Source organism: Paraneptunicella aestuarii (assembly GCF_019900845.1).
GTDB classification, from domain to species: Bacteria; Pseudomonadota; Gammaproteobacteria; order Enterobacterales; family Alteromonadaceae; genus Paraneptunicella; species Paraneptunicella aestuarii.
In genome coordinates this window covers 1,969,720-1,993,072 of sequence record NZ_CP074570.1, presented here as the reverse complement: position 1 = coordinate 1,993,072, position 23,353 = coordinate 1,969,720, and the positions used below count along the sequence as shown (strand labels likewise).

General features: G+C 44.2%; 13 protein-coding genes. 4 read left to right on the top strand and 9 right to left on the bottom strand.

Annotated features, from left to right (window positions below; genetic code table 11):
• Nucleotides 1-232: 232 nt before the first annotated feature.
• Entirely contained in the window at nt 233-2,863 is a 2,631-nt protein-coding gene (gene topA, locus KIH87_RS08280) for a type I DNA topoisomerase (RefSeq protein WP_232361058.1), read from the bottom strand.
• Between the two features lie 271 nt (nt 2,864-3,134).
• On the opposite strand from topA, the gene astB reads away from it, so the two are divergent.
• Nucleotides 3,135-4,475 (top strand): N-succinylarginine dihydrolase, encoded by a 1,341-nt coding sequence (gene astB / locus KIH87_RS08275; RefSeq protein ID WP_232361057.1) that lies wholly within the window; start codon nt 3,135-3,137, stop codon nt 4,473-4,475.
• Between the two features lie 126 nt (nt 4,476-4,601).
• Here astB and KIH87_RS08270 read toward each other — a convergent pair whose 3' ends face one another.
• Nucleotides 4,602-6,905, bottom strand: coding sequence for an Ig-like domain-containing protein (locus KIH87_RS08270; protein ID WP_232361056.1), 2,304 nt, complete (start codon nt 6,903-6,905; stop codon nt 4,602-4,604).
• A gap of 95 nt (nt 6,906-7,000) precedes the next feature.
• Between KIH87_RS08270 and KIH87_RS08265 the strand changes: the two genes are divergently transcribed.
• Nucleotides 7,001-8,347 carry a dicarboxylate/amino acid:cation symporter gene (locus KIH87_RS08265; protein WP_232361055.1) on the top strand — a complete coding sequence of 449 codons (1,347 nt, stop codon included), beginning with the start codon at nt 7,001-7,003 and terminating at the stop codon, nt 8,345-8,347.
• 127 nt (nt 8,348-8,474) lie between these two features.
• Here KIH87_RS08265 and sohB read toward each other — a convergent pair whose 3' ends face one another.
• The gene (sohB, locus tag KIH87_RS08260) at nt 8,475-9,494 is read right to left on the bottom strand and encodes a protease SohB (RefSeq protein WP_232361452.1); all 1,020 of its coding nucleotides are present in this window, start codon (nt 9,492-9,494) and stop codon (nt 8,475-8,477) included.
• A 125-nt stretch (nt 9,495-9,619) separates the two neighbouring features.
• Nucleotides 9,620-12,199 carry a VolA/Pla-1 family phospholipase gene (locus tag KIH87_RS08255; RefSeq protein WP_232361054.1) on the bottom strand — a complete coding sequence of 860 codons (2,580 nt, stop codon included), beginning with the start codon at nt 12,197-12,199 and terminating at the stop codon, nt 9,620-9,622.
• A 416-nt stretch (nt 12,200-12,615) separates the two neighbouring features.
• On the opposite strand from KIH87_RS08255, the gene KIH87_RS08250 reads away from it, so the two are divergent.
• A complete protein-coding gene (locus tag KIH87_RS08250; protein ID WP_408635796.1) occupies nt 12,616-13,380 on the top strand; it encodes a YciK family oxidoreductase in 765 nt (254 codons plus the stop codon).
• A gap of 85 nt (nt 13,381-13,465) precedes the next feature.
• Here KIH87_RS08250 and glnS read toward each other — a convergent pair whose 3' ends face one another.
• Both glnS and KIH87_RS08240 read right to left on the bottom strand, forming a co-directional pair.
• Nucleotides 13,466-15,127 (bottom strand): glutamine--tRNA ligase, encoded by a 1,662-nt coding sequence (gene glnS, locus KIH87_RS08245; protein WP_232361053.1) that lies wholly within the window; start codon nt 15,125-15,127, stop codon nt 13,466-13,468.
• Between the two features lie 263 nt (nt 15,128-15,390).
• Nucleotides 15,391-16,083 (bottom strand): PilZ domain-containing protein, encoded by a 693-nt coding sequence (locus tag KIH87_RS08240; protein WP_232361052.1) that lies wholly within the window; start codon nt 16,081-16,083, stop codon nt 15,391-15,393.
• Between the two features lie 491 nt (nt 16,084-16,574).
• Here KIH87_RS08240 and KIH87_RS08235 point away from each other — a divergent pair, with 491 nt between their 5' ends.
• Entirely contained in the window at nt 16,575-17,666 is a 1,092-nt protein-coding gene (locus tag KIH87_RS08235; protein ID WP_232361450.1) for a LacI family DNA-binding transcriptional regulator, read from the top strand.
• An 89-nt stretch (nt 17,667-17,755) separates the two neighbouring features.
• Here the strand turns inward: KIH87_RS08235 and KIH87_RS08230 are convergent, their stop codons facing one another.
• The 3 genes from KIH87_RS08230 to KIH87_RS08220 form a co-directional block, all read right to left on the bottom strand.
• Complete coding sequence (locus KIH87_RS08230; RefSeq protein WP_232361051.1) at nt 17,756-19,267, bottom strand: MFS transporter; 1,512 nt, start codon at nt 19,265-19,267, stop codon at nt 17,756-17,758.
• 48 nt (nt 19,268-19,315) lie between these two features.
• Nucleotides 19,316-21,376: a glycoside hydrolase family 97 protein gene (locus KIH87_RS08225; protein ID WP_232361050.1), complete on the bottom strand. Its 2,061-nt coding sequence runs from the start codon at nt 21,374-21,376 to the stop codon at nt 19,316-19,318.
• Between the two features lie 214 nt (nt 21,377-21,590).
• Nucleotides 21,591-23,021 carry an MFS transporter gene (locus KIH87_RS08220; RefSeq protein ID WP_232361049.1) on the bottom strand — a complete coding sequence of 477 codons (1,431 nt, stop codon included), beginning with the start codon at nt 23,019-23,021 and terminating at the stop codon, nt 21,591-21,593.
• Between the last annotated feature and the right edge of the window lie 332 nt (nt 23,022-23,353).

The following is a 23,353-nucleotide window of genomic DNA, read 5'->3' as shown; positions in this document are numbered from 1 at the left end:
GTTCCAAATAATCAGTCACCTAAGAAAGTGGGGAGCAGACCCACAGCCACAAGGATGCGGCTGTGGAGCCTCAAGGGATTGATTTACCGCGAGTCTGCGTTCAATTTCTGTAGGTGACTTGCGGTTATGCGCACTTATTTAGAGCTTGATAAAGGCTCAATATAAGAAACCAAAAACAAGAAAGCAGCCAACTGGCTGCTTTCTTTAAATAGACTTTCAGCTTTATAACGAACTATTTTTTCTTCTTGTCGTCTACCTGCCATTTACCACCTTTATACCAGGCAGCCCAACCCGTTGCCTTACCGGATTCATTCTCGGTCATCACGTATTGCTGCTTCGTTTTACGGCTAAAACGCACAATACTGTCATTGCCCTCTGAATCGTTCTCAGGCGCATCAGCCAGGTATTTCAACTTGTCTGGCAATCTATCCTTAAATCGTTTTAATTCAGCGACCAGAGGCGCTCTGGTTTCGCGAGATTTAGGGAAGTTATGTGCGGCAAGGAACACGCCCGAAGCCCCGTCACGCAATACGAAGTGAGCATCCGATTTGGTACAAGGTAATTCTGGCAAATCAACGGGGTCGCATTTAGGCGGTGCAACTTCACCATTTTTCAGCAACTTACGCGTGTTACCACAGGTTTCATTGGTACATTTAAAGTACTTACCAAAACGTCCGTTTTTCAGCTCCATATCAGAATGGCAACGATCACACTCAATCAGAGGGCCATCGTAACCTTTCAGTTTGAAGCTGCCCTTTTCCACCAAATGACCATCACAGCTGGGGTTGTTACCACAAATGTGCAGCTTGCGAGTTTCGTCTAACAGATAACTATCCATAGCCGTACCGCACTTTTGACAGCGCTTCTTGTTACGCAGTATTTCTGTTTCTGACTCGTCATCATCCACATTAATGGCTTCTTCACCGGGAGTGAGGTTCATGGTATTGCTACAACGCTCATCCGGAGGCAGATTAAAGCCTGAACAGCCAAGGAAAACCCCTGTACTTGCTGTACGAATGTTCATGGGGCGTCCACACACATTACAAGGAATGTTTGTTCCTACTGCCTTGTTGGTATGCATCCCGCCATCTTCTGGCTCTTTTTCGGCTGTTAACAACTTCTGGGAGAAACCTTTATAAAATTCGTTCAGAACATCTTTCCAGTACAACTTGCCTTCCGCGATTTCATCAAGGTGTTGTTCCATGTTCGCGGTGAAGTCGTAGCTCATTAAATCCTTGAAGTTTTCCAATAGGCGATCACTGACGATCTCACCCATTTTCTCAGCGTAAAAACGCTTATTTTCAAGGCGGACATAGCCACGATCCTGAATGGTGGAAATGATGCTGGCGTAAGTAGAAGGACGACCAATGCCCCGCTTCTCCAATTCCTTAACCAAGGCTGCTTCACTGAACCTTGCTGGAGGCTTGGTAAAGTGCTGCTTGGGATCAAGATGCAAAAGATTCAGCACATCACCTTCTTTCACGGCAGGTAAAGTCGTATCGTCTTCACCTTTGCGCTTAATTTGTTCTTGGACACGAGTCCAACCGTCGAACTTCATGACTCGACCTTTTGCGGCCAACTCAAAGTCATCGGCTTTCACTAAAATAGTGGTTGCATCATATTTGGCTGGTGTCATCTGGCAAGCGACGAATTGACGCCAAATCAGCTCATACAAACGTTGAGCATCTCTCTCCATATCGCCAAGGCTAGCTGATTGCACCTGGACATTAGAAGGTCTGATAGCTTCGTGAGCTTCCTGAGCCCCTTCTTTGCTACCATACACATTCGCTTTTTCAGGTAAATACTGGCTGCCAAATTGCTCTTCAATATAATCGCGACAGCTTGCCACTGCTTCAGCACTAAGATTGGTAGAGTCTGTACGCATATAGGTGATATGCCCAGCTTCATATAAGCGCTGAGCCATCATCATGGTTTTCTTAACGCCGAAACCTAATCGAGAGCTTGCAGCCTGCTGTAATGTCGATGTGATGAATGGTGCCGATGGACGACTTTGTGTCGGTTTGGATTCGCGAGAAACAACTTCATATTCAGCATCTTTAAGTATTGCCAGAGCTGATTGCGTTTCCTGTTCATTACGAGGTTTGAATGTCTCGCCTTTATGCTTGCTTACCAGCATTCTGAAAGATTGCTGAGCTGGACTGTTCACATCCGCATGCACATCCCAGAATTCTTCGGGAACAAAGGCTTTAATTTCACGCTCACGTTCAACAACCAAACGTACAGCAACAGACTGTACACGCCCGGCGGAAAGGCCACGAGCCACCTTTTTCCATAATAAAGGAGAAAGCATAAAGCCCACGACTCTATCCAGAAAACGGCGAGCCTGTTGCGCATTGACACGCTCAGAATTTAACTCACCCGGATGCTCGAACGCTTCCTTTATTGCATTCTTGGTAATTTCGTTAAACACCACACGATGGAACTTGGTATCTTTATCGCCAATAAGGGATTTTAAATGCCATGCAATAGCCTCTCCTTCCCTATCCAAGTCCGTTGCGAGATAGATATTTTCGGCACTTTTAGCTAGCTTTTTCAGCTCATTGACGACTTTTTCCTTACCTTCCATGATTTCATAGTGCGCGTCCCAATCGTTTTCGGGATCAACACCCATACGATCAACTAATTTCGCATACTCATGTTGGCGTAAATACTTTTCTTTATCCTGTTCAGAAAACGCCTTCAATTCTTTTGCTGTTTTTTTAGGCGGAACTTTACCCAATGCTTTCTTAGGAAGGTCTCTTACGTGTCCAACACTGGATTTCACAATAAAATCCTTGCCCAAATATTTATTTATTGTTTTCGCCTTGGCTGGCGACTCCACAATAACCAGAGACTTTGCCATATTCTTTTGCTAAACCTTATATTCACTAGGGTTGGGGAGATTCGAGCCGGAAATTTACGGTGGCTATAACTTTCATTCTTTTTTTAAGATATATCTTCAAAGTGGATAGAAAACAAGTTCTTCTTAATAGTTATGTAGGAAAAGGGCTATAAGCCGTAAAAATAAGGGGTGGAGGAAATGGAAGCCTGATAGAAAATCGTATATTCTCCCGCCCAATTACATAAATAGCATGTGTTTGCAGTGCAACGTAAAACACAGAAGGAGGTAATCAATGAAGAATTTTGAAGTGAATTTTGACGGCCTTGTCGGCCCGACTCACAATTACGCAGGTTTATCCTTTGGTAATGTTGCCTCTTTTAGTAATGCCAGTGCCAACAGCCATCCAAAACAGGCAGCCTTACAAGGACTGGCAAAAATGAAAGCGCTGTCGGATATGGGCATGAAGCAAGGTGTATTAGCACCACAGGAGCGCCCTGATATTTACACACTGCGTCGTCTAGGCTTTTCCGGGTCAGACGCCGAGGTTCTGGAGAAAGCCGCTCAGAAAGCCCCTGAAGTGCATTTAGCTTGTTGCTCCGCATCCAGCATGTGGACAGCCAATGCTGCGACTGTATCACCCAGTGCTGACACCGCCGATGGACGCGTGCATTTCACGCCAGCCAACCTGACAAACAAATTCCATCGCTCTTTGGAGCCTGAAGTCACAGGGCGCATTCTGCAAGGTACATTTCACGACAGTAAATACTTTGTCCATCACAAGCATTTACCCGATAACGAACACTTTGGTGATGAAGGCGCGGCAAACCACACTCGTCTTTGTAAAGACTATGGTCAGGAAGGCGTCGAATTATTTGTCTTCGGACGTTATGCCTTTGATGCATCAAAGCCAGCGCCAACCAAATACCCTGCCCGTCAAACTTATGAAGCGTGCCAGGCTATTGCACGTTTACATGGTTTAAGTGATGACAATGTTGTGTATATTCAGCAAAACCCAAATGTGATTGATCAGGGCGTATTCCACAACGATGTTATTTCCGTCGGTAATCAAAACGTCCTGTTCTATCATGAGCAAGCCTTCGCTGACACCGTTTCTGCACTGGACGAAATTCAACAGAAATTTGGCGATTCGCCATTACATTTCATTAAGGTCAGCACCGATGCAGTTTCCGTGCAGGAAGCGGTAAAAACCTATTTGTTTAATACCCAAATCATCACCCTGCCTAACGGCGAGATGGCGATCATAGCACCTACGGAATGTCAGGAAAGCACAGCAGTATCAAGCTATCTAAATGAGCTGGTGGAAATGGGTACGCCAATCAAACAGGTTCACTATTTTGATGTAAAGCAAAGCATGAAAAATGGCGGAGGCCCAGCGTGCTTGAGACTTCGAGTAGCCTTAACGGAGCAAGAGCTACAAGCGGTTAATCCTAATACTCTGATGAACGACGCGCTGTACAGTAAACTGACTCACTGGGTAAACAAGCACTACCGTGACGAGCTAAGCCTGGATGACCTGCGCGATCCGGCATTGCTGGCTGAATCCAGAAGTTCCCTGGATGAACTAACTCAAATCCTTAAATTGGGCTCTGTTTACCCATTCCAGAGAGTGTAACAGCTGGTTATCCGGGCAGTTCTTAGCGCTTGCAATTTATAGAGCGTCCAATATATAGAATGCAAAACGTAAAAAGGGCTTCATTGAAGCCCTTTTTACTGCATAGCGAATTATATCGCCCTACGCTTACAGTGAGTTAGTACAGGTTAGCGCTGAACCATCATCAATAAACGTTCCAGGGTTATTCGGATCTTCAACGAAATATCTGCCATCACCATACGGATTCGTATTAGGTGTAGTGCTTTCAATAGACACATCTTCCGCACTTGCAGATAAGGTATAAAACTGGCTAACTCTTGACTCAGAACCCGCAACTAACGTCTTGGCTGTTATTTTAACAGTCACCCAAGCTGCGAAAGTTTTTGGATAACGAAGATTTAATATAGCCTGCCCATTATCATCCGTGGTTACATTACCATCAATCGCAATAATATTTCCTGGTGAGATGTTACCATCACCATTGGTATCTTCATTGGGATCCAATATTGCGTCATCATCCACATCTTCATTCGCACAACCGATGGTCTTAACAGGCACCCAATACTCGAATGCATCTGCGCTAGGAAACGGTGCCCAATACCCTTTATAAAAAGCAGGGCGTATCACTCCATAATTAGGATCCCCGGGCTGAGCATTAGGAGACAATAAATCACTATATTTCACAGGAGTGCCACTGATAGTTAAATTAGCACCGTCAACAGGGTTTGAATTAGCATCCGTAACAAACACAGTGAATTTTTTCAGGTAACTGGCTTCATCCGGAGATTCAATTTTGTTACCCGTTCCTAAAGAAATGAATAACGCTCGATCCCCAACTGTCAGACTTGTACTAGCCTGAATATTCGAATCAGGTTCCGTCGCAGTAATAATAATCGCGTCTTCACTCGTTACCGTGTTAGATGTGTATACCGTGGTAGCCAAACCATTACTATCCGTTACAACCGTTGCCGGAGAAATACTTCCACCACTGACATCATCAGCTGTGAAATTAATGGTTTTGCCTTTCACCAGGTTACCCAATGGATCACGTAACACAGCCGTAATCGTGCTCTTTTGCCCATCGGGGCCAATAGAACTTGGGCTGGCTTCAATAAGAATGTTGTCGACCTGCGTAGCAATAAATTCAATATCCGCTCTCGCATTCACAATCTCACCAACGTTATCAACGCCTTGCGCCAAGACAGTCGCTTTACCCGCATTGGTTGAATTGATAGACACAGAAACCTGTCCGTTCGCGTCTGTCGTGCCTGTTGTCGTATTTAACGTTCCACGAGTGGTGCTGAATGTAACCGTGCCATTTGTAAACGGAACGCCTTCCCGTAACCAGGTTACTTTTAAGCTGGCATTAGTATTTAATTCAATATCGTCTGATGGGACTGTTGAAAAACTGAACTGATCTTGCTGTACACTAATATTTGTACTGCCCACAGCACCAAGAGAAGAGGCTGTAATCACATCAACACCGGAATTTAGCGCAGTGTAATTGACCGTGATTTGCCCTGTTTCGTCAGTGCGGGGATTAGTGTTACTTAAGCCATTTCCATTAGCCGATGACAGTTGCACTTGTTTATTAGGAATACCGTTACCATCTGAATCTGCAACAACGATAGTAATTTCCGCAGTGTCATTAAGAATAACGGAGGCCGGGCCATTAATTCTCACTTCCGTCCCTACCACATCAATATCGACTTCCTGACGCAAACTACCGACTTCGGCAGAAACGGTAAATGTTCTGTTTTCAGGATTGTTTTGAGAAGTCAGAATAGCGCGAGCCGTGCCATCAGTTCCTGAAGTAGCCTGAATGATTTGCAATTCGCCAGAATCTGATGAAAAGGAAACCGTAACACCTTCCAAAAGCACATTCTGAGCATTTTTAACCAAGGCAATCAGTTCAATCTCTTCTGAACCACTGGAAGAAAGTTGAATAGCGCTGGTATACAAATCCAGAGTCGCAGGAACATCCGTTACCAGAGTTCCCCCCCCCTCGGATACAAACCCAATTTCAGCCGTTTCTCCAGACTCCAACGTCGCGACGACCTTACCTGCCCCCGCTTGCTCACCAACGGTTATATCAATAGTAGCTACACCATCTGTTCCAGTGAGCGCAGTGCCATTAGCAGGCTCAAAAAAGGCTAAATCGGTTTGAGTAAAACTAAATGTGACCAATTCGTCATTAATCGCATTACCATTTGAATCAGTAACCGTTGCAGTGACGGTGAGTGGTGTACTTGAGCTGAGTTGATTACTGCTGCTTCCAGAATCTCGTTCTGCGATCTCAAGTGCAATTTGCAATACCTGAGTTGTGTTATTCCCCTGGTCTGTTTGATCCCTGGAAATACTACCGCCTCCACCACAAGCACTTAATAACAGTATGTATACCCCAATGACTAAACTCTTAACCAAGAGAGAGATATGCTGTTGTGCGACCAAAGGAACTACCTCCGTGCTTTATTTTAATTTTTAGTTTAGCTTCTAATGCAAACTTGTTAGGCTACGTAAAACAACAAAAACTATATCAGAATCAAATGAAAGCCTCTTTCAACTCACTTTCACTTACCAGTAGAATCTTCATCGGCATGGTTGCCGGGATCATTACTGGTTTTTTGCTGCAATCACTGTTTGATGATAGCGGAGATTTTAGAATAAACCTACTGGGGACAGACTTTTCAACGTATGGATTTTTAGTAGATGGTATTTTTACCATTATCGGACAAATCTTCATCGCCAGTTTGAAAATGATGGTCGTTCCACTGGTTTTTGTTTCCCTCGTTTGTGGAACCAGCAGCCTCAGTGAACCCAGTCAACTCGGGCGTCTTGGCAGTAAATCCATTGCCTTATACATTGGTACAACTGCCATCGCCATCACCATAGCAATAACGCTAGCCTTACTGGTCTCACCCGGACAAGACATTACGCTACCAACCAATGCATCCTATGCCGCTAAAGAAGCGCCCTCATTGGTTCAGGTGATCGTGAACATGGTTCCCACCAATCCCATTGCAGCGATGGCCAATGCCAACATGCTACAGGTTATTGTTTTCTCTATTCTATTTGGCATTGCAATGGCAATGTCTGGCGATGCAGGAAAACGACTTGGTGCCATCTTTGAAGACTTAAATCACATCATATTGCGCCTGGTTACCATTATTATGAATTTGGCTCCGATTGGCGTCTTTGCCCTCATGGCAAAACTGTTTTCAAGTATTGGACTAGATACCATTGTCAGCTTGATGAAGTATTTCGTTCTGGTTATCGTCACCTTATTTGTCCATGCACTTGTGGTGTATCCAACCTTGTTGAAAGTATTTACAGGGTTAAGCCCGCTCATGCTATTGCGCAAAATGCGTGAAGCGGCGATGTTTGCATTTTCTACCAGCAGCAGTAGCGCAACCTTACCCATCACAATGGAAACAGCGCAGCATAAGCTGGGCATTAAAAATAATGTGGCTTCTTTCACTATTCCTTTGGGCGCCACCATTAACATGGACGGCACAGCAATAATGCAAGGTTGTGCTACGGTATTTATCGCTCAGATTTACGGCGTAGACTTGTCTCTTAACGACTACCTGATGGTTATCGCAACGGCAACGCTCGCCTCTGTCGGCACCGCAGGGGTTCCTTCCGCAGGGTTGGTAATGCTGGCAATGGTATTGCAACAAGTGAACTTGCCAGTTGAAGGTATTGCATTGATTATCGGTGTTGACCGTTTATTGGATATGACCCGAACCGCGGTTAACGTAACTGGCGACTGCACAGTAGCCTGTATCGTCGCGAATTCAGAAAAACAACTGAATATCGATACCTACAATAACCCCAACGCGGGTCAGAAAGACGAAGATGTCGATTTCGAGCACTTTAAGGAAAACGCCTGATTCTGTCGTTTTAGCTCTTCATCCATAGCTTTATCAATAACGCCAAATCAAAAAAACGGGTTCACTTTGATGAACTAAAGTGACCCGCTTTTTTCAAACTCATTTTCAAATTAACTGAGTCTTTTCACTACTGCCACATACCCGAATTTTGTTTTTCCCACAGCTTGGAAATAACTGAATTCAAGGTCATTGAAGCTGACTTGGACAACTTTTCCGCTACCGACTTCTTCATTTTATAAGAGATCTGGAAGATGACTTTGTCTTTATAACACTCCAACAGATAGTCATCTGATGTTTTCAATTCATCGACCAAGCCCAGCTCATGGGCTTTAATGCCATGCCAATATTCACCTGTGGCGATCTTTTCCATATCCAGATTTTCACGATGAGAATGAACAAAGTCCTTAAACATGCCATGCACTTCTTCCAGCTCTTCCCGGAATTTAGCACGACCTTCATCGTCGTTTTCACCAAACATGGTAATAGTGCGCTTGTATTTACCAGCCGTATGCTGTTCAAACTCAATGTTGTTTTTCTTCAACAACTTATGAAAATTGGGGATTTGAGCCAATACACCGATTGAACCGATGGCAGAAAAAGGCGCAGCCAGGATTTTATCAGCCACACATGCCATCATATAACCTCCACTGGCAGCCACTTTATCAACGCAGGCGGTCAGTTTAATATTGCGATCTTTTAAGCGTTGCAGCTGAGAAGCCGCTAAACCATAGCCACTCACCACGCCGCCCGGGCTTTCCAAACGCAGTACAACTTCATCTTTCTCTGTAGCAAGGGTGATAACTGTCGTCACCTCACGGCGTAGGCTCTCAACTTCGTGAGCATCCATAGAGCCTTTAAAGTCAATAACATAGACTTTGCCCTTATCGTCACTTTCTTTTTCTTTCTGCTTATTGAGTTCTTTTTGCTGTTTCTTCCATTCCTTGAATTCCTCTTTACTGAAAACCATTTCCTTTGCCAATTCTTCAGCTTCAGCCAACTGCTCTGACATAGGTATGATTTCAAGCTCACCTTTTTGATGTTTTTGCTTGGAAGCAATACCCGCCAGCCCACCAAAGGCCAGCAAAATAGCAGCAACGATAGTAATCGCCTTTAGCAAAAACATTCCGTAGTCGTATAAAAATTCCAAGTGCATTCCCCTATTCTTTTTCGTAACCGCATTAATATGGACAAATTTTCAAAAAAAAAGCCAGGTGAATCACCTGGCTTCGAAATCATGTAACAATTTGAGAAAGAGTTTAATCCTCTCGCAAATTAGTTAGCAACAACCGTGGTATCAGTCACCTTGATAGTGCCGCCTTGAGTTGCGAAGAATGTCGCTGTCTGTAACTGCATTTCCGTCGTTGCAGCCAAGCTTGCTGCAGGGTTCAACAATGAACTATGCTCACCCGCCAAGAAGCGAACAAGTCCACTACCTTGAGTAGTTGAGCTCACACCAGACAAGCCCATCAATGCAGCCAAAGGCTCCGTACCAGACAATGGCAAGCTGGTTGTATTTGGAATGACTGCATCAGGACCAGCAATAGAACTATCGTCGTTTGAACCACCACCAACAACTTCATGCATCATTACAGGAGTATTCGAACTTAGTAATGCCGCGTAATTGTTAGCATCTGCGGCATCAATTACAGTTTGAGCAGCAAAGGCAAACGAGGCAAAGGTGCTGTTAATGGTTGCCAGTTGAGTAGCATTCAAATTAGCTTCAAAAGCCAGGAACGCAGGACCAACAGCAGCTTCAGGCGGAATACCATTTTGTTGTGCATACTGACCCAGGAAAGCTTGGAAGTCAGCAGATGAAGCCGCCAACAAAGAACCTTTCACCAATGGGCCGAAAGTATCAGACTCTAGCAAAAAGCCAGCGATACCACCGCCAGGAACTGACAATGTTGCCGCCTTGAATTCATACATGCTGTCAAAGGCAGCTAAATCACCACCCAAAGTCGCATTAGCGTTAGCAACAGTACCAACACCAGTAATTGACCCCAGGCTTTGACCAAGGAAGTAAACATTGCTGGAATCCAAATCAACACTACCACCAGTCAAGTCAACCACAGCATTCAAGCCTAAGCGCAAACCTAGCGTGTCAACGATACTTTGACGCAGGTTATCACGAGCAGTAATCAAGCTACCCAGGTTCAAATAATCTGTCGGAGAACCGCCAAAACCTATAGAACCATTAACGACTCTACCGTCAATAACAAAGCCACGGCTACCATGTAAAGGATGATCGATAGCAACTGTTGCAAAACCAGCCAAGGACAGAGCACCAGTAATCGCTAATACATCTTCTTTCTTGGAACCAAGACCGTGTTGAATAACCACAACAGGCCAACCAGCAGCAGGTTTGGTAATCGCGCTAACCTGACTGCTCAGGCTTGCCAAAATTCCAACGACCGCTTCATTAGGTACAGTCACTTGAACTGAAATCGTCTCTGTACCATCAACATTGCTACCAGCAGGAGCTGGAATTGGGCTAACTTTAGTCAGATTACGACGATCTTCAATGCCAATAGCTGCCAGGTTCAAATCAAACAATTGACCTTCTGTAGCCGCCTGACACAAACCGTTATAGGGGCCAACTGCACCAGAAGCAATCAAGTTACCCACAGTTTCAGCCCCCATTGCACGAAGCATTGCACCATTGGTACAAGCTGCACGCCACCAATCACCAAGAGGGTTAGTAGGGCTCAAATAGTAAGGCAAGTTGATGCTACCCTGCTTAACGCTAGCCGCACAGAATGGGCCAACTTGTGCAAACGTGCTGGCAGCTGTTGCAAACAGAGGACTGGCAGGATTAGCGAGTGCGCCCAACAGGCCGCTACAAGTATTCAAACCAACCGCGCTCAAACCCGCTAATTGTTCTTCACTCAACAAACTGGATGCCAATACATCAAAGGCATCATTAACTGGTGCATTATCTACCATGATGGCAGGTAAGTAAGCTCCAGCAGCTTGCATTGCAGTAGCTTGATCAGCACCTTGACCTAATGCAGTCGCGAAAGCGGTAGCAAAAGGCGCAATCTGTAGTTTCTTGACGGTGCGAACAACAGTTCCTGCAGATTGTGTTGAGAAATAGGCTGCATAAGAAATATCACTACGATCAACACCCATAGCGATAACAGGAGCAACAATAGTGTTTACCAAAGTTTGCAACTGTCTTTGTTCATCCGTCGCTAAAGGATGAGTATTGATATCCTGACGAGCCAACTCCCAGCTAATTGAACCACGAACACCACGACCATCAGTATCTTTCACTGAATCAGTCACAACCAAAATGTAACCTTGTGCTGGCTTCAATGGATGTAGAGGAACAACTGAAATAGAACCTGCACCGACTTTGCTGGTAACAAAATCAACGCCAAAAGTTAGTTCTTCACCAACTTCACAAGGAACGCCAGGGGCAGCCAGTTGAGCAGCCATAGCCTGACATGTAGAGGAAGTACCTTCCAAAGCCTGAGTGGCTTCGAATAAACGAATTGCGCCTGGAACCAATACAGAATTGCCATCGATTTCCAGACCATCAGGCATAGTCACGTTTACCACAAAAGGATGCTGCGTAGACCAACCATCAAGTGCGCCAAGCGCTTGTTGAGGATCAGCTGGATTAAACGTGCTTGCTTCTGTTTCCAGAGTGAAGTCGAACAAACTACTGGCAGGGATAGTCAGTAGATCGTTGGGGACGTTAAGACTCTTTGTTGCGGGATCAAATACGATTCTTGCGAATGGCTTGTCGATGGGTGTTTCATTTTCGACGGTGGAAAGGTCCTCTCCACCACCACAGCCAGATAAACCCAGCGTGGCAGCAATCGCAGTACAGACTAGCAATTTTTTCATATGACTCCCCGGTTCCTCTTGTAATTATTCTTTCACCTTTTTTCACCCAAAATTTGACCTTTGCAGGGTGACGTGTTCTTGGTGTGATAGTGCGTTATTAAAAATCTGGTGTACATGTACGACCAGTTAGACTCGCTAATCTTATTGGCATTAGCGACGATTTGCAAAGATTTGTTAACTGTATGTAAGCATCTTGTTTAACCCTTACTCATTTAACCCCGGCAAAACCTTTACCAATGCGGATTCTATCCAGATTTAACAAATATGAATGCGCAACATGAAAAATGAAGTTATAGCTTATCGGAAACAAAAATCGAATCTGAACATGAAAGTTTAAAAGTGATAAAAGTAGAAATGAAAAGTGGTAAGATGCGCGCCATTCATTTTCCAAGACTAATTAGCAAGATCAAGCAAGCATGACTCTTAAATCACAACTTCGCGCTCCAGACATGAATCTCCCTGAGCAGTTCGACCTAAGTAATAAAACCATTTTAGTTACAGGAGCCGGTGATGGCATTGGTCGAGTCGCCAGCCTGACTTACGCAAAATTGGGAGCCACCGTCATTTTGTTAGGCAGAACAGTATCCAAGCTGGAAGCTGTCTACGATGAGATCATGGCGGCAGGCTACCCTGAGCCAGCGATTATTCCACTGGATTTACAAGGCGCAACCGTGAGCCATTATGAGCAAATGGCAGCAACAATAGAGGAGCAATTTGGTCATCTTGATGGGCTCCTGCATAACGCAAGTATATTGGGAAATTTACGCCCTTTTGCTCAAATCACTGAAAAAGAATTTAATCAGGTGATGCAAATTAACCTGAATGGTGCCTTGTTTATGACCCAAGCTTTATTGCCTGCTCTGGCAAAAGCACCTCATGCGTCAGTTGTTTTTACCTCTTCAGGTGTCGGCAGCAAAGGACGTGCTTACTGGGGGAGCTATGCTATCTCCAAATTTGCAACAGAAGGCATGATGGAAACTCTGGCTGACGAATACAGCAACTCGACTATTCGCTTCAACTGTATTAACCCGGGCGCAACCAAAACCGCAATGCGCGCTAAAGCCTTCCCGGCAGAAGATGCCAGCAAGTTGAAAACAGCGGAAGATTTAATGCCGCTATATTGCTACTTCATGGATGACAGCAGCACCGATATCAACGGTCAGACCATTAAAGCTCAATAAAAAACAGTTTCTACTCTATAAAAGACCAGATACACAAAAGGACAGCAATGCTGTCCTTTTTTATGGATCCCAAATAAGCCGAAAACTATTCCTCTTCGGCCATTTTTGCCCAGGTATCTTTTAATGCTACCGCACGGTTAAATACCAACAGGTCATCGGTGCTGTCTTTATCACGACAGAAATACCCAGTGCGCTCAAACTGCATCGACACACCCAATTCGCTGTCTTTTAAGCTCGGCTCAGCAAAACCTGATATTTTGACTAATGAATCAGGATTAAATGCCTCTGCTAACTCCATTTTGTTGGCATTCGCTTCTTTAAACAAACGATCATATAAACGGAATTCTGCGGGTAACGCATGTGCCGCAGACAACCAGTGAATAACACCTTTTACCTTACGGCCATCTTCTGGCGCTTTGCCTAGGGTGTCGGGGTCGTAAGTACAATAAATAGTGGTAATTTCACCCTGCTCGTCTTTTTCAACACGCTCAGCTTTAATCACGTAGGCATTACGTAAACGCACTTCTTTGCCCAATACCAAACGCTTGTATTTCTTATTGGCTTCTTCGCGGAAATCGTCTTTTTCAATCCAGATTTCTTTGGAAAACGGCAACGGACGACTACCCATGCTTTCATCCGAAGGATGATTAGGTGCGTCAAGGATCTCCTCACCTTCATAATTCTCAATCACAATTTTCACTGGATCCAGAACCGCCATGGCACGCTTGGCATGATCATTCAGATCATCACGCAAGCAAGACTCCAATACGCCCATTTCCACTACGTTGTCTTGTTTGGTCACACCGATACGCGAACAAAACTCACGAATTGAAGCCGGTGTATAACCACGACGACGTAAACCCGCGATAGTTGGCATACGAGGATCATCCCATCCAGAGACAAAAGACTCTTCCACCAACTGAATCAATTTACGCTTACTCAGAACCGTATATTCAAGATTCAAACGCGAAAATTCATATTGTCTGGGGCGTGACTCAATGGTGATGTTGTCGATAACCCAGTCATACAAACGGCGGTTATCCTGAAATTCCAGCGTACACAAAGAATGGGTAATGTCTTCGATGGCATCCGAAATACAGTGAGTAAAGTCGTACATTGGATAAATGCACCACTTGTCACCGGTTTGATGGTGATGAGCAAACTTAACGCGATAAATAACCGGATCACGCATACACATGAAAGGTGATGCCATATCGATCTTGGCACGCAAGCAACATTCACCTTCTTTGAAGCCACCGTCAGCCATTTTCTGAAACAGTTGCAAGTTCTCTTCGACGGAAGTATCACGGTAAGGGCTATTTTTGCCTGCTTCAGTCAAAGAACCACGCATTTCACGCATTTCTTCCTGAGAAGAAAAATCGACATAAGCCAAACTCTTCTCAATCAGCTCTTTGGCATAACCAAATAAACGATCAAAGTAGTCAGAGGAATAGCGAACCTCACCATTCCATTGAAAACCAAGCCAGGACACATCCGACTTAATGGCATTCACGTAATCAATATTTTCTTTTTCAGGGTTCGTATCATCAAATCGAAGATTACAGGTTCCCTGGTAGTCTTGGGCGATACCAAAATTCAGACATATAGATTTTGCGTGCCCAATATGCAAATAACCATTGGGTTCAGGTGGAAAACGGGTATGTACACTATTGTGTTTTCCTGATGCCAAATCTTCATCAATGATTTGACGAATAAAATTGGTCGGACGGCTTTCTGTCTCGGCCATGCTCAATAACCCCTTAGAATATGTATGGAAATACAAATGTGACGACCTTCACGAGACTTTTTAAGACTGCTGTCGCTGCCATTAGCGTGATTAAAATCAGGCACATCCATATAAAAATTCAAAAAACGCGGCATTATAACACCAGAAATTAATGATGCAGCGGGGTTTTTAGATGAATAACGGGCAAAAAATACGTTATGAATAAGAAATGGCTGAAAAAAGAAAAATAAAGGGAGAAATGAAGAGAAAAATATTGAGGTCTTTCATTCTGCGTAGAGCATATCCGACGCGATATACAAGCCATCCAACACCCTTTCTATTTCATCTCGCGGATTCTGGAAGCGCAGGCCAACCAATACTCGCGAATCGCCTGCCTTTCTCTGGTTACGTACTTCGGCAAATAAGGTCATATTATCCCCCGCCCCAATAATGACCGGTCTGGGAGCAATTCCCATCTTCTTGGGAGGCAAAATAAATTCAAAACAACATCCCCCAAGAGACACATCCTTAATACAACCTTTCAAAGGTTCTTCCTGTCCTACCACTTTCAAAGAATCGGAAATATTCGCGGAAATACAGGTCGCCACTCTGGGATGACTACGTAAATCATACCGTTCCACTTCTTCCGGAAAATAGAGAAACAGCATGTTTAGAGGATTATATGAACGCCATCGAATCGCGCTTTTAAAGGCGAGACATTCTCCACGAACGCCTTCTATCAGAGTACGCACCACAACTTCATTATTGTCGTAGAGAAAACGGCTATAACGATACCAGCTCTCATGATCCAGTAATCGAACAATCAGGTAACGTCCCATTTCAAAGCCGACTAACTTTACCGGAAGCCTTTGCTGCATAGGCGAACCAAACTGCAATTGCAACATGCAGCCGGGACTTAACTCACTCACATAGCTGGCACTTGTTCTATGTACCACATGATTGGTACTGACAGTCATGGAGATACCTCTTCAGCAAATTAAACAATCAACCCCTTGAGACTCCACAGCCATATTCATACAGCTGAAATTGAAAGAAATGTCTGCAGGAAAAGACCCCCATCAAATCCTTGCAGACAATTTCACTCCCTCATTTAACGCTATCGGCCATTTTCAAATTGACTAAATAACAAACGGCTGATTAATTTGTGAACCGGTTCACAGAATCAAAATCCAGAAAGACTTGCATGGAAAAAACTGGGCAAAACATAGAAGGAATGAAAGCGAGGCCAGAAAACACCTAACCCCATCGACAACAGCAACAGATTGCTAACATTATCCATGAGCATTTTTACTTTCCCTTAACATGCTCTTTGTGTTACAAGCTTTAGTTATAAGAACTATAACAAGCACTTTCGCGACAAGATGTTATCGGGATATTTAAGTGCAATTGTACCCTTTGTTATTTCAGAGATGTTGTTTCCAATAAAAACAAACCGCAGTATTAAATGATGAAAGACAAAGCCACTTCCTTTGACATTGCACATATGGCAGGCGTGTCGCAATCGACCGTTTCCAGAGCGTTGCGCAACAGCCCATTAGTTAGCATAGAAACACGCAATAAAATCAAGGCCATCGCCAAACAACTCAATTACAAGGTCGATAAAAACGCCAGTAATTTGCGCCAGCAACAGAGTAAAACCATCGCCTTATTGCTGTTTGAAGATCCCACTTCAGACGACTCCATGATCAACCCATTCTTCTTATCCATGCTAGGCAGTATCACCAAAGCATCTGCGAATGCAGGCTATGACTTGTTGATATCCTTTCAACAATTCAGTAATGACTGGCACGCCGACTTTGAAGATACACATAAAGCCGATGGCATTATTTTATTGGGTTACGGTGACTTTGTAGATTACAAAGACAAACTCACCAAACTGGTTGAACAAGGCACTCATTATGTACGCTGGGGAGCCATTAATGATGAAACGCCGGGTATCACCATCGGCGGAGACAATTACAACGGTGGTCGAATTCTCACAGAGCATCTACTGCAAAGAGGCTATAAGCACTTTGTTTTCATCGGTGGCGCAGATAATCGCAGCCCCGAATTTCTAGACAGATTTAACGGTTTTAGAGATGCCTTAAGGGCCTCTGGCACCTTACCCAAAAACAAAACACCGCGGCATTGGGATGCCGTTTCCACCGAAACGTCTGGCTACAATGTGGGCAAAGCCTTGATTGAATCGGGTGAAAAATTTGATGCGATTGTATGTGCCAGCGATCTTATCGCCGTTGGTGTATTAAGCGCCCTGCAAGAAAGCAAAATCAAAGTGCCAAGAGACGTCGCCCTGGTCGGTTACGACAATATTCCACTATCCCGATTTACCAGCCCGCCCCTCACTACCATCAGGCAAAATACCCAACTTGCCGGAGAATATCTGGTGAACACGCTGGTACAGCTTATCGAGAAAATCCCCGCCAGCAGTATTTCCATTCCGGGGGAACTTGTTATCCGACGCTCATGCGGTTCAACTGAATCTAGTGATATAGCGTTGGAACAGCAGGTTAAAAATCGATTATATGAAGAAGAAATTTAGAAAGGCGTTTCGAGGACGTTGTTCTTATTAAATTCACCTGTTATGTAACAAACACAACAGGTGAATTCCTGATTCAAGCCAAGTATAGCTTAAGACGTTTCCTTCACTCTCAATACCAACAAGCCTGCGATGACCATACTAATGCCACCAATAAGCAAGGCATAAATAGGTTGGTTATCAAAGATAACACTGACCATAAAGCCTAAAATGCTGGCTGCCAGAATTTGTGGCAAGGTAATGAAGAAGTTAAATATCCCCATGTAAATGCCCATCTTATTGTTCGGTAAGGCATTCGCTAATAATGCATAAGGAACCGATAAGATAGATGCCCAAGCAAAGCCCACTCCCACCATGGAAAGAATCAGCCATTGCGGATCTTTAATCACCATGAAGGAAGCCAAACCAGCACCACCCAATACCAGGTTAATCAAGTGAGCGATACGCAGATTAGTCATGCGCACCAAAATTGGAATAATAATAGCGGCAATGGCTGCGAAACCATTGTAGGCTCCAAACAACACACCAACCCAATTAGCGCCCTGATTATAAAGCTCGCTGGTCACATCGGAGCTACCGTAGTGATATGAGGTAACTGCCGAAGTGCTATAAATCCACATGGCAAACAACGGAAACCAGGAAAAGAACTGCACCCACGCCAACTGTTTCATGGTTTCAGGCATGGAAAACAGGTCATTCATCATAGAATTAAAGGCATTAGTCGTTGGTTTATTGCGAGACAAAAACCCTGCCACCAACTGCGCAATACCAAAAAAGAAAATAAGACCGGCAAGAATAAACAATTGTTTATCCAGGCTGTCCTGAAAACTCTTAATAATAGTAAATACAGCAACGCCAACTACCGTCCAGGTCGCGCCCGCACGAATATATTTTTCAGCAGAACGAACGGTACTTTCATGACCAGCATTGTGCGGATTTTCTTCTTTTTCAGCGTCTTCAAAGGCTTGAAGTTGTTCAGGTGAATATTCTTTGGTCGAGACGATAGTCCACAACACCGCCAGGAAAAAGGCCACCGCACCAAAGTAAAAAGAATATTTTACCGTATCCGGGATCTCACCTGCAGCCGTCGTGTTACTAACATTCATATATTCGGCGAAAACATAAGGCATGGCAGAGGCCACTGTAGCGCCAATGCCAATGAAAAAGCTTTGCATGGCATAACCCGTTGCACGTTGTTGCTTGGGTAACATATCACCAACAAACGCTCGGAAAGGTTCCATCGACACGTTAATTGACGCATCCATGATCCATAACATCCCAGCCGCCATCCACAGATAAGGAGAATTCGGCATAACAATCAGCGCCGCACAAGCCGCTAATGCGCCCCAAAGAAAGTAAGGACGACGACGCCCCAAACGGTTCCAGGTATTGTCACTCATGTGCCCAATAATAGGCTGAACAATCAAGCCTGTTATAGGTGCGGCAATCCATAAAATAGCCAGATTATTGTAGTCAGCACCCAATGTTTCAAAGATACGACTCACATTTGCGTTTTGTAAGGCAAATCCAAACTGGATCCCCATAAAGCCAAAACACATATTAAAGATTTGCAAAAAGCTCAACTCGGGCTTGGTTTTTTGCATATATAGCTCCTACTAAACAGTTACAACTTGGGAACAGAACAAGTCTGTTTACAGCTTTTTAAAGCGAATAGCAGTGCCGCCGCCCGCCGCCAAATGCAACATCATTTTATCGTTTTTATTTACTTTTATTCTTTTTACATCAACGGGATAAGGATTATGTTTCCAATGCGCGTCTTTACCATCCTGATAAATCTGAGCTTCGTAAGTTGCCCCCTCATCTAAAAAGTCCGTATTCAGTTCAATCTTTCTTCCCTGTACATCAGTAATAGCACCAACGTACCAGTCGGAGCCATCACGCTCTTTACGAGCAAACACAACGTATTCCCCCACTTCGCCATCCAGAGCGATACTTTCCTCCCAATCGGTAGGGACATCTTGAATAAACTGAAATGCAGCCAAGTCTTTGCTGTAGTTACGAGGCAAATCCGCCGCCATTTGAATCGGGCTATAGAGTACCACATAAAGGGCTAATTGTTTTGCCACTGTTGTATTAACACGATTCCATTCATAAAGCCCTTTTGGAGCAACATCAAAGATACCGGGAGTAAAGTCCATTGGCCCCGACAACATGCGGGTATAGGTCAGCACAACAGTATGTTCAGGCGGGTTAGGTGGAGAGCCCCAGGCATTGAATTCCTGTCCTCTGGCACCTTCCCGGCTAATCCAGTTAGGGTATGTTCTTCTTAGTCCGGTATCCTTAATAGGCTCGTGAGTATTAATACTGATTTTGCGTTTTGCCGCTTCTTTAATATTGTACAAATACTCATTAACCATGAACTGTCCATGATGCCATTCATGGCGCACAATGCCTTTATCATCGACACGCTTGATTCGTCCACCATCGGCAACATAGCCTGTTTTAATCTGTTCAACACCTAGCTTTTGATACAGATCCAGCGCGTCCTGCATTTGATTGCGATAATTGGTCACAGCACCTGACGTTTCATGATGTCCTATTAACTTCACACCTTTGGATTTAGCGTATTTAGCCAACTCTTTAATATCAAAGTCGGGATAGTTTTGAGTAAAGCTAAACAAATCACCATTGAAGAACCAATCGCCATCCCAGCCGATATTCCAACCTTCCACCAGCACACCATCAAATCCATAACGCGCGGCAAAGTCGATATAACGCTTGGTTTCGTCAGTTGTAGCACCGTGCTTTTCACCTGAACCCCAGGTTTTTTCAGCCAAATGCATCGCCCACCAAATACCAATGTATTTACCCGGCTTAACCCACGACACATCACCCAACTGATTAGGTTCATTCAGGTTTAGGATCAAACTGGAATTAACCAAATCAACGGCTTTATTGCCAATTTGAATGGTACGCCAGGAAGACTTCATCGGTAGCTTGGCATGCACTTTAGTGCCATCGTACCAAGGGTATAAGTCGGTTTTCAGTACACCGTCACGACGTTGATCCAATGAAAATGCAGCATAATCCACCAACGCAGCTTCATGAATACTGATATGCGTGCCGCTGGGTAAACGTGCAGTGAAAGGGGTTTCTACCCTATCCAACTCTTTTATTGGCGTTTTCTTATATATAAACTCATAGCGGTTCCAACCTCGTGCCGGGATCCACCAGGAAGTCGATTCAGGATTTAGACGAAATTCGGTTTGCTCATCAACAATTGTTACCTGATCAACATCGCCTAATTTAGGCAGCTCATAACGAAAACCTATACCATCGTTAAACACTCGAAAACGCACAGAAAATTCATGCTTAGAACGGTTAACGGCGCTTTTCTCACCTTGAAAAGAAAATGTCACCAGTAGCTCGTTATGATGATCAACAACTTGTTTTCTCTCACCCCAAGGTTGTTGCCAAACGCTGTTAGCATTACTGGTTTTATGAGTCTTGATTTTGAAACCATCGACAAACTCGGGAAGTTTGGCAAACACCAACCCTAACTGAGAATTAGCGACCACCTCTTCATTGCCTTTCATCACTCGATAATGAGCGCTATTGCCCTGATCGTTCACTTCTACCTTGAGACTGCCATCAGGAGAAGTCGCCGACACGGTTTTGGCTAATGATTGAAAACTACAAAAAGCAAACGAAAGACACAAGAAAGCAGCAAACGAGGAACGAAATTGACTCATGATTGGGATCCTGAACGGGTGGTATACCAGAGAAATCTAGTGGAAGTGTAAGATAAACACGTACTAGCACAGACTGGGTTAATACTCATGAACCCAGTCTACTGAAAATCAAGTTTTCCTAACAAGCTTCTGCATACGTATTCACAGCAAGTTATAGTTGGAAGTCATTGATTCTAACGCTAGCAGCACCACCAATTTTGTACGCGAAACGAGACTAGTCGACCTGCTCTTCTTTTACCGTAAACCAACTAATAGCTGATATCGCCAAACAGGTTGCGGCAATTAGAAACACAACGCTCTTGTTCTCAATTCTACTTACAGCCAAGCCTACGCCCAAACTGGCAACTAACTGAGGCAAAACAACGGACAAGTTAAACAAGCCCATGTACAAGCCCATTTTCGACTGCTCCACTTTTTGCGACATGATGGCAAAAGGCAAGCTGATCGTCGCCGCCCAACCAATGCCCAGCACTGCCATAACAATATAAATAGTGGTGGAATTAAAGCCGACCTGAGACAACATCAAATAACCCACAGCCATCGACGCGATGCAATAAGCATGGGTTTTAACGCTGCCGAGTTTTTTCGCTAAAGGCTGTAACGCAAGTACGGGCAATATTGCAGAAATAAGAGACAAAATCAGAAATGAGATGTTAACCACGCTGCCCACATCATCATCACCCAACTCAGGCTGGTTGTATTTCACAAAAGCCACCATGTAAATAAACATGGATTGAATGCCCACCCAGGTAAACGAATGAGCCGCTAACACCTTCTGAAAACCGATGTGTGCTTTATGGATTGCCTGATCACCATCTTCTTTGGTCATCAAGGTTTGAGCCACAAAATAGACGGTAATGACGAAACTCACCGCTTCTATCCATAAGTGTTCAAAATGCACATCAGCAATACGCGCAACCAAAGCGTACATACCGTAGATCAAAAAGCCCCATAACGGCTTGATAATCATCATGCCATCCAGAAATGAAAAGGGTTTGTGCTCCATGTCAGCATATTCATGGCTGGCTTTAATTTCTTTCGGCTCTTCAATAAAAAAGCATGGCAGGATAGAAAACAGAAAAACCAGCCCAACAGCAAAATAGATCAGGGCATAGTTGTTCCAGAAAGAACCGATACCATATGCTAATACGCCGAACGTACCGGAAATGGTCTGCATCCAGGTGTAACCCTTGGTGCGTTCATATCCTTCCGGAGTGACATCCGCAATAATGCTACGTGTCGGGTTAAAACTGACATTAACCGAAAGATCCAATGCCAAAGCCACGGCAATAGCGACCCCAAGAATGCCTTCCAAACCAAGGGAAGCAGAAATAATATCAATGTTAGGTAAAGCCAACATTGCAAGTGCAGCAAACACGCCACCAATTAAGATAAAAGGTCGGCGACGCCCGCCCCACAACCAGACATTATCACTAATCACCCCAATAATGACTTGTCCGAGAATACCGGCAATAGGCCCTGCCGCCCAAACAATGCCGACTTCATGAACATCGAGGTTATATTGGGTGGTCAATATCCAGCTTAGCGCTGCAATTTGTACCGAAAGTGCAAACCCCATCGCTGTAGAAGGAAGACTCAGGATTGCATAGAACGTATTGGTTAGATTTTTTTGAATTTTTATCATAATGCAAATCTACGTATCGATCTTCATGGTCAGTGGCAACAAGCACTGAAACGTCTGTTAGATCTGGTGTGTTAATCGACACTGTTTTGTTTCAAACTGGTGTCCAATAGATGCAAAAACAACCTTTCACTCTTTATGCAGGAAAACGGTTATTTTTTTAAGCAGGACACTATTCCCTATCGTGAGACTGAAAGCAAGCTGCGAAGTTTTCAGTTTCACTTTCAGAATCGAACAGGATAAAAGCAGGGAAAATAACAAGCGAAAAATAACGAATGTTAAGCCTAAATTCGGAACAACAAAGTATCAATGAATAAAAATCATCAAAAACAGTG